This is a genomic window from Sulfitobacter sp. GN1-4, from assembly GCF_055693825.1.
In genome coordinates this window covers 2,316,117-2,328,992 of the sequence record NZ_JBVFUQ010000003.1, presented here as the reverse complement: position 1 = coordinate 2,328,992, position 12,876 = coordinate 2,316,117, and the positions used below count along the sequence as shown (strand labels likewise).

Here is a 12,876-nt window from a genome sequence, read left to right as displayed (position 1 = left end):
CCCGCCAGCTTGCTATAGCTGTGAAGAAACCCCAGGCGTTTTCGCCCTTCCACAAAGCAAGCTGATGAAAACAATCACCACAACCGACGCGCTGGCAGCGTTCTGCACTGAGGCCGCGGCCCATCCTTTTGTCACCGTAGACACCGAATTTCTGCGGGAACGCACCTATTATTCCAAGCTGTGTCTTGTGCAGTTGGCCATGCCCGGCAGTGGCGATGACAACGCGGTTCTTGTTGATCCATTGGCCTCAGGCATATCGCTTGAGCCGCTTTATGAGCTTTTCCGCAACACAGATGTGGTCAAGGTCTTTCATGCGGCACGTCAGGATCTGGAAATCTTCTTTGTCGAGGCTGGCGTGTTTCCAGAACCGCTTTTTGACACGCAGGTCGCCGCCATGGTCTGCGGCTTTGGCGAACAGGTGGGCTATGAAACTCTGGTGCGCAAGATCTGCCATACCGGCGTCGATAAAACCTCAAGGTTCACTGATTGGTCCCGCCGTCCTTTGACGGATGCGCAAAAGAAATACGCGCTGGCGGATGTGACCCACCTGCGCCAGATTTATATGCATTTGGCAGATACGCTGGAAGAAAACGGGCGCGAGCGTTGGGTGGCCGAAGAGCTGACCACGCTGACCTCACCGGCGACCTATATCACATTGCCGCGCGATGCGTGGAAGCGGGTCAAAACCCGGACGAATTCGCCCAAGTTTCTTGGCATGGTGCGCGAACTGGCCGCTTTCAGAGAAGAGTTCGCCCAAACCCGGAACGTGCCGCGCAACCGGGTGTTCAAGGATGATGCGTTGGTGGAATTGGCCAGCCTGAAACCCAAGAACAGCGAAGAGCTGGGGCGCGCGCGTTTGCTGTTGCGCGAAGCGCGGCGCGGTGACATTGCCGAAGGCATCCTGAAAGCCATCGCTGCGGGCATCGCCTGCAGCCCCGACGACCTGCCCAAGCCGGACCGCAGCCGTGACAAACTCCAGGTGAACCCAGCGCTGGCAGATTTGCTGCGGGTCTTGTTGAAGGCAAAGACCGAGCAGGCAGGCGTGGCCGCCAAGCTGATCGCACCTGCCGCAGATCTGGATGAGATTGCCGCCGGGCAACGCGATGTGCCTGCGCTCAAAGGGTGGCGGCGCGAGGTCTTTGGCAATGACGCGCTGCGGCTTTGTGAGGGTGAGATTGCCCTCACCGCGCGAGGCTCTGACGTTGTGGTTGTTGAGGTCTAGGCTGGCACGTCTCTGGCCAGGTAGGTCCAGAGCGCATCCTATAACCCGTTGATATGGATCGTTTCAGGCAGGGTGATACGCTGTTGTTTTGCGCGTTCCTGCGCAAGCCACCATTTCTATTGTCATGATGGACGGGTCATAGTTTTCGGCGGAGCAGGGCCACCGACCATCCGCAAAGCGTGCCATCCTTAGGCCTGATAACGCGATCTGCCGTCTAAGGCATCACGGTCTGCCAATCGGGACATGCGTGTCAAAATCAGCACCCGCCGTGTGACGCGCTCAAACGAAACTCTGCGTTTACCGCCGCACGCTGCGCACATTACGCGCGCCTTCAACACGAATGGTGCGCACGCCGCGCAGATCACCGTCTGTCAGCTGAAAGCCAGCGGTGACTTCCCGCGTGGGCACCGCCCCAATGCGCGTGGCGCGATCTGGCAGCACACCTTCCAGACGGAAGGTCAGCACGCCCTCCACGGGCTCTAGATCTTCGTTCTCGGGGGTGAGCTGGACTGCATAGATGCCTTGGCGTTCCGCCAGACCCGTGGCGCGCACGATTGCACCGCCGGGCACGCGTTCGACCCGCAAATCGCTAACCTGATCAAAAGGGCGGCCCTGATAGGCGGCCGCGCGTTCGCGATCACGGGCAAAAAGCCCGCCGCGTTTGGGGATCAAAGGGTTCGTGTTTTCAACCACTTCCACAGGTTCAGACCGGCTTTGACCAAACCAGTTGAGGGGGTTTACGCGGCTGTCGCGCACAGTGGCACAGGCGCTCAGCACAAGGGTTGCGACCAAGAGTGTAGAAATCGACTTGCGCATGGGGCCTGCCTTGCAAATTCTGCTCAGGATTTGACTACCTCATTGGTGCAGGCTTGGGAAGGGGCTGGACCTTTGGGATGTGCCCGCCTACCTGAGGGCAACAGATCAGGAAAGGACGCGCCCATGGCCAGTGCGGCATTCGAAGAGCTTGTTGAGGATTTTGAGTTTCTCGACGACTGGGAAGATCGCTATCGCCATGTGATTGACCAGGGCAAGGCGATGGAGCCGCTCGAAGAGGCGCTGCGTGTTGGGGCCACCAAGGTGGACGGCTGTGCGTCACAGGTTTGGTTGCATGCGCAATTCGAGGGCGGGCGGCTGCATTTTGACGGCGCCAGTGATGCGATGATCGTATCGGGGCTGATCGCGGTCTTGCGCGCCCTTTATAATGGTCTGACCCCAGCGGAGGTCATCGCGGTAGACGCGCGCGCCGAGATGGGGCGTTTGGGGTTGAACGATCATCTGTCGGCACAACGCTCCAACGGGCTGCGGGCCATGATAGAACGCATCCGTGAGACGGCGGTGGCTGAGGCGGGGTGAGCCTTGGGGAGTGCTTGGGTGGCCATCATACGCGGTGTGTTTGGTCGTTCTGGGGTGCAGGAGTTGTAGTGGGAAAGATGAAGCTGGGGGCGGCGTTTGACCCGGTGCGGGGGCGCGTGTGGCTAGGGTTGTTTGGAGTTCGCCTTGGCCGGTGTGGCGGTATGTGCGTGGTGCTTAGAGGCGGAGTCGCGTTTGGGTGGCCATCGCGGGCGGTGCATCTGATGGTTTTGGGGTGCAGAAGTTGTAGGGGAAAGATGAAGCTGGGGGCAGCGCCTTGCCCCTGGGCCGGGTTAGAGGGTGGCCAGTGTTGTTGAGAGATCGCCGTAGCCGGTGTAGCGGCGTTCAAATGCCAGGCCGAGCCGTTGGGCGCAGTCTTGTGCTTTGGCGGTAAGGGCGGGATCATCGGTCTGGGCCTGATAGACCAGCTTTTCGTAATTGCCAAAGTACATGTCGCGCAGGTCGGGGTGGCGGTCTAGACCCATGGGTTTCCACACAAAGGCGTCGAATTGGCGGACAAGAAAGTCGGTGAGGTAGAAGGCGGTGAATTCTTCTTCTGCTTTTTCGGCGAAGGCGGCGTTGCCTTCAAAGAAGCTGTAGCAATGCGGACCTGCGACCATTTCAACGCCCATCTCAGCGCAGGCGGCTTGCAGTTGGCCGCCGGTGCCACAATCGGCGTAGACCACAAAGATGCTGTGATAGGCATCACGGTATTTGGCAACGGCATCGCGCACCGCTTGGGTGATCTTTTCGGGGTAGAGGTGGAAGCTTGCGGGCAGGCAGGTCAGATCCAGATGTGTCCAGCCGTTGGCAGCTTTGAGTTCCAGGATCTCGCGCGCCAAGGCACCGCAGGCAATGAGCAGGACCTGGCCGGAGGTGCCATCAGGCGCCATGCCATCGGCTGTCAGAGTGTGATCGGACGGGATCATCGCCGAAACCACCAAAGAGCAACGCCTGCGATCATAAAGGCGGGCAGGGCGGCGACCAGCAGGCCTGGGCTGCCATAGCTTAGCAACCAGACGGTGACGGCGGCGGCAAAGATCACGGTGGCGAGGATCAGGATCAGACGGCTAAGTGGCATGTGAACTCCTTTCCTGAGGAGATAATCATGTCTTGCGCACAAAAAAGGCCCCGCTGAAAGCTGGGGCCTTTCACGATCTGCATGCAAGGGATCAGGCCGTTTTGGGCTGATTGTGCTTGCGTGCCATCCATTCCTTGGCCGTTTCAACCGCAACGGCGGCATCGCGGCAGTAGGCGTCAGCGCCGATGGCTTTTCCGAACTCTTCGTTCAGGGGCGCACCGCCGACCAGCACGATGTAATCATCGCGGATGCCTTGTTCGACCATCGTGTCGATCACGACCTTCATGTATGGCATGGTGGTGGTCAGCAGGGCGGACATGCCCAGGATATCAGGGCCTTCTTTTTCCATCGCGTCGATGTAGTTCTCAACCGGGTTGTTGATGCCCAGATCGACCACTTCGAACCCAGCGCCTTCCATCATCATGCCGACGAGGTTTTTGCCGATGTCGTGAATGTCGCCTTTGACGGTGCCGATCACCATTTTGCCGACCCGTGGCGCGCCGGTTTCAGCCAGCAGCGGTTTCAAAATGGCCATGCCACCTTTCATCGCGTTGGCCGCCAGCAGCACCTCTGGCACAAACAAAATGCCATCGCGGAAGTCAGCGCCGACAATGGTCATGCCGCCGACCAATGCCTTGGTCAGAATGTCATAGGGTTCCCACTTGCGTTCCAGCAGGATTTCAACACCTTCTTCGATCTCTTCTTTGAGACCGTCGTAGAGGTCGTCAAACATCTGTTGGACAAGCTCTTCGTCATCAAGTTCGGACAGGATGATATCGTCTTCGTCGGACATTGCTCTTACCTTCTGCTGGGTGCGGGCACCTTAACTCTGTCCCTTTTGTCACGGAAAACCGCAGTCTGACAGACAAATTGCGACACGGGTTGCATTCAGAACGACGCATTTTTTTCATTATTATCATGAACTTTTTCTGCATCTGCACAAAGGGATAGGGGGTTTTGGTTGTATTCGTTCTCTATTTGTTCTATTTGGGTGTATGGATGATGCGCGCAAACAGTTTCAACTCAAAGGCCGTGCGGCACTAAGCAATCATGTGGGCCGGTATGAGGCGCTGCGCCGGGAGGCTGCGGATGACGGCTGGCCGCAGGATGAGGTGTTGCCGGTGTTGCGGACCCAAACGCGTATTGAGGTGCCGCGTAAGATGATCACCTACAACAGCTCGCCTGATCTGCCGTTTGATCGGTCGATCAACCCTTACCGGGGGTGTGAGCACGGCTGCGTTTATTGCTTTGCGCGGCCAAGCCATGCCTATCTGGGGCTGTCGCCGGGGCTTGATTTTGAAACGCAGCTGATTGCGCGCCCGGATGCACCTGAGGTGTTGCGCGCTGAGCTGGCGGCCAAGCGCTACCGTGTGGCACCCATTGCCATTGGGACCAATACCGATCCTTATCAACCCATTGAGAAAGAGCATCAGATCATGCGGGCCTGCCTGGAGGTGTTGGCGGAGGTCGGGCATCCCGTGGCCATTGTGACCAAGGGCAGCCTGATTGAACGCGACATTGATATCCTGGGGCCGATGGCGCGGCGGGGGCTGGTGCGCGTGGGCATTTCTGTCACAACGCTAGACGGAAAGCTCAGCCGCTTGATGGAGCCGCGCGCGCCTGCGCCCAAGCGGCGTTTGCAGATGATCCGTCGGTTGGCAGAGGCGGGGATCCCGGTGCGGGTGATGGCCTCTCCTATGATCCCGGCGCTCAGCGATCCTGAGTTGGAGGCGATCCTGGCCGCAGGCCGTGACGCAGGGGCGCGCCATGCCAGCTGGATCATGCTGCGCCTGCCGCAAGAGGTATCGCCGTTGGTACAAGAGTGGTTGGGTGCGCATTTCCCGGACCGTGCCGGGCGGATCATGAGCCGCCTGCGTGAGATGCATGGCGGGAAGGAATACGATGCAACCTGGCACAAACGCATGCGCGGCGAGGGGCCCTATGCCCAGATCATCGCACAGCGTTTTGAGGTGGCGATCAAACGACTGGGCTTATCGACCCAAGCGCCGCCGATGCGCTGCGATCTTTTTCGCCCGCCGGTGTTGCCGGGCCAGCAATTGAGCCTGCTTTGACATGTCAGGCGCGGCGACGCCCGCGCCGTTCGCGGCGTTTGGGAGCCGCGTCTGCGCCCGTGCCATCGCTTTCAGAGGAAAAGTCACCCAAGGCCGCAACAATCTCAGCCAGTTCAGGTGCGCTGCCCTTTGGAGTGCTGTCCAGGCGGTCGCGCATCACTTGTAAATGCGCAGGCATGGTGCCGCAGCACCCGCCGATGATGCTGGCCCCGCAATTGCGCGCCATCACGGCGTAATCGCCCATCAACTCAGGCGTGCCATCATAGTGGATATGGCCATCCACGTATTTTGGGATGCCTGCGTTGCCTTTGGCGATGATCGGGCGCGGGCTGGCTTTGTTGGCAAAGCCAAGCACGGTGCGCAACAGATCAGACGCGCCCGTGCCGCAATTGGCACCATATGCCAGGGGCGCATTGTCCAGCCCGTCGACCAGATCGACCATCCCTTCTGAGGTCAGGCCCATCATCGTCCGCCCGGCGGTGTCAAAACTCATGGTGCCACACCAGGGCAGGCCCGCCAAAGCCAAAGCCTTCGGCGGCAGCGGTATATTCCTCAGGGGCGCTGATCGTCTCCAGCCAGCCGATATCAGCGCCACCCGCCTTCAGCCCGTCAGCGGTTTCGTGAAACATCTCGACAGCAAGGCTGTGGCTGAGCGCACCAACAGGCTCCATGATCTCACCTGTTGGGCCCACGGAGCCGGCCACAATCACGGTGCGCCCAGCGGTATCGGCAACCTCACGCCCCAGCTCAGCCGCGACGCGGCTCAGCTCATGGGCGCGTTTGGCCGCATCATGCAGTTTCAGACGCGAGGCATTGGCCCCAAAGCTGTTGGTGAGAAAAAGGTCGCTGCCAGCCTCAACCGCGCCGCGATAGAGGGCGGTGATTTTTTGTGGCTCAGCAGTGTTCCAAAGTTCAGGCGCGTCGCCCGACATCAGCCCCATGTTGAAAAGGTTGGTGCCTGTGGCTCCATCGGCCAGCAAAGCGCCTTTCTCGGCGAGCATTTCAGTAAGGATGTGGGACATAAGGGTGCCTGTATTGATCTACAGGCACCCGTGTCATGCGGCGCTATTCAAAGCAAATTCATAATTTTCATTTTGATTATGAGTGCGCCTTGGGGTTTAGGTGGCCTCATCGGCCAGTTGCGCCTTGGCTTGCGACATCAGACCCGCCATTTGCGCGCGGATCGTTGCCTCATCCGCCTTGTCACCCAGATCGCCTGCGACCTTGCGGTAGACGTCTTCGTCTCCGGCTTCTTCAAAGTCTGCCTTGACCACTTCTTTGGCATAGGCCGCGGCGTCCTCACCCGACTTGCCCAGCAATTCAGCCGCCCAAAGGCCCAGCAATTTGTTGCGGCGGGCTTCGGCCTTGAATTGCATTTCGGCGTCATGGGCGAACTTGTTCTCAAAGGCGTTTTCGCGGTCTTTCATCGTGCTCATGGGGATCCTCCGGGTTGGCACTTCCTGTGAGGTGTAGATGTGTGCTGACTGGGGGGCAGACAAGATGCGGCTGCTGCTTGCAGGGCGCATTTGCATGGCTTAAGAGAGCCACAACAGGGCTGGGGCGCTCCCCGGCCTGCGTTCCGGTGAAAGGACGCCCATGGCTCGGCGCAAGAAGATCTACGAAGGCAAAGCGAAAATCCTCTACGAAGGTCCTGAGCCCGGCACGATTGTGCAGTACTTCAAAGATGATGCGACCGCCTTTAACGCCCAGAAAAAGGACGTGATCGAAGGCAAGGGCGTGCTAAACAACCGCCTGAGCGAATTTTTCATGACCGGGCTTGGGCAGATCGGCGTGCCCACGCATTTCATCAAACGCATCAACATGCGTGAGCAATTGGTGCGGCAGTGCGAAATCGTCCCGCTGGAAGTGATCGTGCGCAATTATGCGGCCGGGACCATGTCCAAGCGGCTTGGCATTGAGGAAGGCACGCAATTGCCCCGTCCCATCGTGGAATACTGCTACAAGGACGATGCTTTGGGCGATCCGCTGGTCACCGAAGAGCATATCGCGGCCTTTGGGTGGGCCGGACAGCAAGACATGGAAGACATCCTGAGCCTGGCGTTGCGGGTGAATGACTTTCTATCAGGCGTCATGATGGCCGTGGGCATCCGCCTTGTGGATTTCAAGATTGAGATTGGCCGCGTTTATGACGGCGATTTTCAGCGTCTTGTGGTGGCCGATGAGATCAGCCCGGACAGCTGCCGTTTGTGGGACATTGAGACCGGTCAGAAGCTGGATAAGGACGTGTTCCGGCGCGATCTGGGGTCCTTGACCGATGCCTACACCGAAGTGGCGCGCCGGTTGGGGGTGATGCCCAAGACCTCTACGCCGATCACCAAACCAACGTTGATCAACTGAGGCGGGCCTTGGAAGTGAGTTATAGTGGAAAGATGAAGCGAGGGGATGCGCGATGAAGGCACGGGTGCATGTGATGCTGAAGAATGGCGTGTTGGACCCTCAGGGTGAGGCCGTGCGCCATGCGCTTGGCGCGCTGGGGTTTGACGGCGTCAGCGGTGTGCGGCAGGGCAAGGTGATTGAGCTGGATCTGGCCGCAGGCACGACAGAGGCCGATGTGAACGACATGTGCGAAAAGCTTTTGGCCAATACGGTCATTGAAAGCTATTCGGTGGAGCTTTTGGGATGAAGGCCGCTGTTGTCGTCTTTCCCGGCTCCAACTGTGACCGCGACCTTGCTGTTGCCTTTGAACAGGCGGGGGCTGCTGTTGACATGGTGTGGCACAAGGATGATGCGCTGCCTGAGGGGGTGGATATCGTCGGTGTGCCGGGCGGGTTTTCCTATGGGGATTATCTGCGCTGCGGGGCGATTGCGGCGCAAAGCCCGATTGTGCAATCGGTGAAGGATCATGCCGCGCGTGGTGGTTATGTGTTGGGCATCTGCAATGGCTTTCAGGTGCTGACGGAAACCGGGCTGCTGCCCGGTGCGCTTTTGCGCAATGCGGGATTGAAGTACATTTGCAAGACCGTCGGCTTGAAGGTCGAAACCTCGCAAAGTGCCTTTACCGAAGGGTATAACGCAGGCGATGTGATCAACGTCCCGATCGCCCATCACGACGGCAACTATTTTGCTGACCCCGAGACCATCGCGCGTTTGCAGGGTGATGACCGGGTTGCGTTTTCCTACACTGACAATCCCAATGGCTCTCTGAGCGACATTGCGGGTGTGTTGTCTGAGAACCGGCGCGTCCTTGGCATGATGCCGCACCCCGAGCGGGCGGCGGATGTTGGCCATGGCGGCACGGATGGGACGGCGCTCTTCCGCGCATTGGCAGGGGCGCTGAGCATCGCGTGACTTGAGTGCGGCTTGGGCTCTGCGTAGAGTTGTGGGGTGAGTACAGCTGCTGAACCCAGATCAACCTTGAACATCTCCTGGCGGGTGCGTCTGGCGATTGCGGTGTTGTTGATCCTGGCGGTGACGGTGATTTCGGTTACCAACAAGCTGCTGACCGACCGATTTACCGAAACCACACGCAACCGCGCCGAACAGCGGATGTTGCTTTACACGGGCAATCTGCAGGCTGAATTGCGTCAAGCGGCGATTGTGCCACAGCTTTTGGCCCGCGACCCTGCCCTTATTCAGGCGCTTGATAGTGCTGAATATACGCTGTCGACGCAGCGCTTGATCTCATTTGTCGAAGAAATCGGGGCGGCGTCTTTGCTGCTTTATGACATCGACGGGCGCATAGTGGCCGCCACTGACCGCAACCGGTTGGGATCCTCGCATCGCTCAGAGGCGCATTTCGTGGATGCCATTCGCGCCACGGCCACGATCTTTACCACCAGCAGGCTGGAAAGCGGCGGGTATCAGTTTGTTTATTCGCGGCGTATCCAGAACGGGGCTGACACGCTTGGTGTGATCGCGGTGGAAGTCGATTTGCAGCAATTTGAGCGTGCCTGGGCGGGGATCTCAGATGCGGTGATCGTGATGGACAGCGCCGGGGAGATTATTCTGGCAACGGCGCCGCGGTGGCGCGGATTGACCGAAGAGGCGGCACTGGCCAGCCAGACACCGCAAACGGCCATTGAGCGGGCCATTCAGGCCACCGCCGATTGGACGGCACTGCCCCCCGATGCCTATCTCCAGGGCGAGGCGGTCATGCGGCTTGAGGACCGCATTCCGTTCCGGGGCTGGCGGATGGTCAGCTATACGACCTATGCCTCTGTGCGTGAGAAAGTGAACGCGGTTCTGGCGCTTGAGGTGATGGGATTTGCGATTCTTCTGGCGATGACCTTCTACTTTTTGAGCCGTCGCACAGCGGGGCGGTTGGCAATTTTCCAGCGAGAATCGGCCAAACTTCGCGCATTGAACGCAGCCCTCCAGCGGGAAATCGCTGAGCGTAAGCGCGTGCAAGAGACGCTTGCGGTGGCCGAACAGACGCTGGAGCAATCGTCAAAACTGGCCGCATTGGGCGAGATGTCGGCGGCGGTCAGTCATGAGCTGAACCAGCCTTTGGCGGCGATGAAGACCTATCTGGCGGGCGCGCGGCTTTTGCTGCGCCGCAACCGGCCCGAGGAGGCGCTTTCTTCCTTTGGGCGCATCGACGATCTGATTGAGCGGATGGGGGCTATCACACGCCAGCTCAAGTCCTATGCGCGAAAGGGCCAAGAAGCGCTTTCACCTGTAGATATTGGGGCGGCACTGGCCTCAGCCATGTCGATGATGGAGCCACAACTGAAGCAGCGGAAGGTGCAGATCAGCCGGATTTTGCCAGATGATCCAGTGGTGGTGATGGGCGACCGGATGCGGATCGAACAAGTGATCGTCAACCTCTTGCGCAATGCGCTTGATGCGACCAAATCCGTCCGGGACCCGCACGTCGAGGTGATGCTGTCGGCAGGCGAAACGGCAACGCTGACGGTGCGGGACAACGGCCCCGGTGTTGAGGACCTCGATGCGCTTTTTGAGCCCTTTTATACCACCAAGCAGGCCGGGGACGGTGTGGGCTTGGGGCTTGCTATCTCGTCGGGCATCGTGAACGACCTTGGAGGACGGCTGACCGCCCGCAACGGACAACACGGTGGCGCGGTCTTTGAAATGCAACTGCCCATTCTGGGCGAGAACAGCGCGATTGAAGCGGCGGAGTAGAGACGATGGCACAGGCGATGAAGATTGCGATTGTGGATGATGAACAGGACATGCGTCAGTCCATCAGCCAGTGGTTGGCCCTGTCGGGCTATGACACGGAGACCTTTGGATCGGCTGAGGATGCGCTGAAAAAGCTGGGGCCGGATTATCCGGGCATCGTCATTTCGGACATCAAGATGCCGGGCATGGACGGGATGCAGTTCCTCAAAAAGCTGATGGGCAACGATTCCGCGCTGCCGGTGATCATGATCACCGGGCATGGCGATGTGCCTATGGCGGTGGAAGCCATGCGGGTCGGGGCCTTTGATTTTCTGGAAAAGCCCTTCAACCCCGACCGGATGAGCGAGCTGGCCAAAAAAGCCACCAACGCGCGGCGTCTGGTGATGGATAACCGCGCGCTGCGGCGTGAATTGTCTGATGGCGGTCAGCTGATGAAAAAGCTGATTGGCCAGTCGCCGGTGATGGAGCGGCTGCGTGAAGACATCCTCGATCTGGGGCAGGCCGATGGCCATGTGCTGATTGATGGGGAAACCGGGACGGGCAAGACCTTGGTGGCGCATGCGCTGCATGCGGTCGGGTCCCGCGCGGGCAAGAAGTTTGTGCTGGTGTCCTGCGGGGCGCTGGAGGAAGAGATGTTGGCCAAACGGCTCTTTGGGCCGATGTTGCCTGAGGACGCGCAATTGCCCGCGATCGAAGAGGCGCGCGGCGGCACGTTGCTGCTGGAAGATATTGAGGCCTTGTCAGAGACGTTGCAGGCGCGCTTGCTCAGCGTGATCAACGAACAAGGCACCCCAGCTGAGACGCGGATCATCGCGATCTCTAATCTGCAAGAGGCCGGGCGCACGTCAGAGGATGCTTTGCGCTCTGATCTGTTCTACCGGTTGGCGGCCCTGCGCATCACTGTGCCGCCGCTGCGCCAGCGGGGCGAGGATATTCTGACGCTCTTTACCCGGCTCAGCGATCAATTTGCCGAGGAATACGGCTGTGACGCGCCGCAGGTCAGTGCGCAGGAGGCTGCGCAGTTGTTGCAAGCACCTTGGCCCGGCAATGTGCGCCAACTGATCAACGTGGCGGAACGCGCGGTGCTGCAATCGCGGCGCGGGTCTGGGACGATTGCGTCTTTGTTAATGTCGGATCACGAAGAGATGCAGCCGGTGATGACGACCGAGGGCAAGCCGCTGAAGGAATATGTGGAAGCTTTCGAGCGGATGTTGATCGACAACACCATGCGGCGCCACAAGGGATCTATTGCAAGTGTGATGGAAGAGCTGTGCCTGCCGCGCCGGACGTTGAATGAGAAGATGGCCAAATACGGATTGCAGCGGTCTGACTATTTGTGATGTCAGGCGCTTATCGGGCGGGGCCCTCTGCGCGGGATCTGCAGCATCTGTTGTGCGGGGTGGCTCGGGGCAGTGGGCTGCGGGCTCACCAAAACCAAATGGTTTCAGTTCCCCCTTGCATGGTCCCTGTCTGACAAAAGGCCATCCGTTTCTCAAGGAAAATCAACGTCTCCCCTAAAGGGGCCCCGCGTGGATTTGCCTTGGCAATCGGCTGTCCTTCTGTCCGCCTGTGCCCAAGCAAGGGCGGCTCCGAAACCAAAGGCTGAGGTTAGCCGGTCTGGCGTTTGACGATTTCTGTGGCGCGGCCATTGGCGTCGGTCACGCAGGTCCACATGCCGCCGCCGGGCACATCGATGATGAAGCGGTTCAGCTCAACCACGGGCAGGGCGGTGTTGACGGCCACGCCGCTGGCCCCGGTTTCCTTGGCGACGGCGGAGACGCAGCTTTTGGAGCCGCGCAGGTCCGCCAGGGCTTCTGGATCATCGGCCACGGCCAATTCATCACATGCGGCCAGGCCAAGCAGGGTCAGGGCAAGAGCGGGGCGCAGGGTGCGGTGCATGAGACATCCTTTATTTCTGATTTCTGCGCTCAGATGAGCCTTAGGCACGATATTTTGTCAAGCTGCCGCAGGCTTGGGCCGGTTTTACGCAAGGCAGGTCGCTTTGACCTTGTAATTTAATCAGCAAAGCCCTTAGGTAGGGGGATGGG

Annotated in this window: 14 protein-coding genes and 1 pseudogene; 8 read left to right on the top strand and 7 right to left on the bottom strand. The window is 59.4% G+C overall.

The window, feature by feature from the left end:
- Positions 1-64 precede the first annotated feature (64 nt).
- The gene (gene rnd / locus ACZ1HM_RS12075; protein ID WP_472742988.1) at positions 65-1,222 is read left to right on the top strand and encodes a ribonuclease D; all 1,158 of its coding nucleotides are present in this window, start codon (positions 65-67) and stop codon (positions 1,220-1,222) included.
- A 297-nt stretch (positions 1,223-1,519) separates the two neighbouring features.
- On the opposite strand, the gene ACZ1HM_RS12070 is transcribed toward rnd, so the two are convergent.
- Entirely contained in the window at positions 1,520-2,038 is a 519-nt protein-coding gene (locus tag ACZ1HM_RS12070; protein WP_472742987.1) for a hypothetical protein, read from the bottom strand.
- 123 nt (positions 2,039-2,161) lie between these two features.
- Between ACZ1HM_RS12070 and ACZ1HM_RS12065 the strand changes: the two genes are divergently transcribed.
- Positions 2,162-2,575: a SufE family protein gene (locus tag ACZ1HM_RS12065; protein ID WP_472742986.1), complete on the top strand. Its 414-nt coding sequence runs from the start codon at positions 2,162-2,164 to the stop codon at positions 2,573-2,575.
- 290 nt (positions 2,576-2,865) lie between these two features.
- On the opposite strand, the gene ACZ1HM_RS12060 is transcribed toward ACZ1HM_RS12065, so the two are convergent.
- The 3 genes from ACZ1HM_RS12060 to ACZ1HM_RS12050 form a co-directional block, all read right to left on the bottom strand.
- Entirely contained in the window at positions 2,866-3,501 is a 636-nt protein-coding gene (locus ACZ1HM_RS12060; RefSeq protein WP_472742985.1) for a DUF1638 domain-containing protein, read from the bottom strand.
- The gene (locus tag ACZ1HM_RS12055) at positions 3,498-3,653 is read right to left on the bottom strand and encodes a hypothetical protein (protein WP_472742984.1); all 156 of its coding nucleotides are present in this window, start codon (positions 3,651-3,653) and stop codon (positions 3,498-3,500) included. The genes ACZ1HM_RS12060 and ACZ1HM_RS12055 overlap by 4 nt, the downstream gene beginning before the upstream one ends.
- Positions 3,654-3,744: 91 nt before the next feature.
- Positions 3,745-4,446 (bottom strand): corrinoid protein, encoded by a 702-nt coding sequence (locus ACZ1HM_RS12050; RefSeq protein ID WP_472742983.1) that lies wholly within the window; start codon positions 4,444-4,446, stop codon positions 3,745-3,747.
- Positions 4,447-4,648: 202 nt separating this feature from the next.
- Between ACZ1HM_RS12050 and ACZ1HM_RS12045 the strand changes: the two genes are divergently transcribed.
- Positions 4,649-5,725 carry a PA0069 family radical SAM protein gene (locus tag ACZ1HM_RS12045; RefSeq protein WP_472742982.1) on the top strand — a complete coding sequence of 359 codons (1,077 nt, stop codon included), beginning with the start codon at positions 4,649-4,651 and terminating at the stop codon, positions 5,723-5,725.
- Between the two features lie 4 nt (positions 5,726-5,729).
- On the opposite strand, the pseudogene bmt reads toward ACZ1HM_RS12045, so the two are convergent.
- Both bmt and ACZ1HM_RS12035 read right to left on the bottom strand, forming a co-directional pair.
- Positions 5,730-6,747 (bottom strand): annotated as a pseudogene (bmt, locus tag ACZ1HM_RS12040) (betaine--homocysteine S-methyltransferase).
- A 96-nt stretch (positions 6,748-6,843) separates the two neighbouring features.
- Positions 6,844-7,161, bottom strand: a complete 318-nt coding sequence (locus ACZ1HM_RS12035) for a DUF1476 domain-containing protein (RefSeq protein ID WP_472742981.1) — start codon at positions 7,159-7,161, stop codon at positions 6,844-6,846.
- Positions 7,162-7,321: 160 nt separating this feature from the next.
- Between ACZ1HM_RS12035 and purC the strand changes: the two genes are divergently transcribed.
- The 5 genes from purC to ACZ1HM_RS12010 are packed head-to-tail and all read left to right on the top strand — an operon-like array spanning position 7,322 to position 12,168.
- Positions 7,322-8,083, top strand: a complete 762-nt coding sequence (gene purC / locus ACZ1HM_RS12030) for a phosphoribosylaminoimidazolesuccinocarboxamide synthase (RefSeq protein WP_472742980.1) — start codon at positions 7,322-7,324, stop codon at positions 8,081-8,083.
- Positions 8,084-8,135: 52 nt separating this feature from the next.
- Positions 8,136-8,369, top strand: a complete 234-nt coding sequence (gene purS / locus ACZ1HM_RS12025) for a phosphoribosylformylglycinamidine synthase subunit PurS (RefSeq protein ID WP_472742979.1) — start codon at positions 8,136-8,138, stop codon at positions 8,367-8,369.
- Positions 8,366-9,034: a phosphoribosylformylglycinamidine synthase subunit PurQ gene (purQ, locus tag ACZ1HM_RS12020; RefSeq protein ID WP_472742978.1), complete on the top strand. Its 669-nt coding sequence runs from the start codon at positions 8,366-8,368 to the stop codon at positions 9,032-9,034. Before purS ends, purQ begins: the two co-directional genes overlap by 4 nt.
- 36 nt (positions 9,035-9,070) lie before the next feature.
- On the top strand, positions 9,071-10,828 hold the full coding sequence (locus ACZ1HM_RS12015; protein WP_472742977.1) for a sensor histidine kinase: 1,758 nt from the start codon (positions 9,071-9,073) through the stop codon (positions 10,826-10,828).
- A 5-nt stretch (positions 10,829-10,833) separates the two neighbouring features.
- The gene (locus ACZ1HM_RS12010; RefSeq protein ID WP_472742976.1) at positions 10,834-12,168 is read left to right on the top strand and encodes a sigma-54-dependent transcriptional regulator; all 1,335 of its coding nucleotides are present in this window, start codon (positions 10,834-10,836) and stop codon (positions 12,166-12,168) included.
- Between the two features lie 268 nt (positions 12,169-12,436).
- Here the strand turns inward: ACZ1HM_RS12010 and ACZ1HM_RS12005 are convergent, their stop codons facing one another.
- Positions 12,437-12,727 (bottom strand): hypothetical protein, encoded by a 291-nt coding sequence (locus ACZ1HM_RS12005; RefSeq protein ID WP_472742975.1) that lies wholly within the window; start codon positions 12,725-12,727, stop codon positions 12,437-12,439.
- Positions 12,728-12,876: the final 149 nt, after the last annotated feature.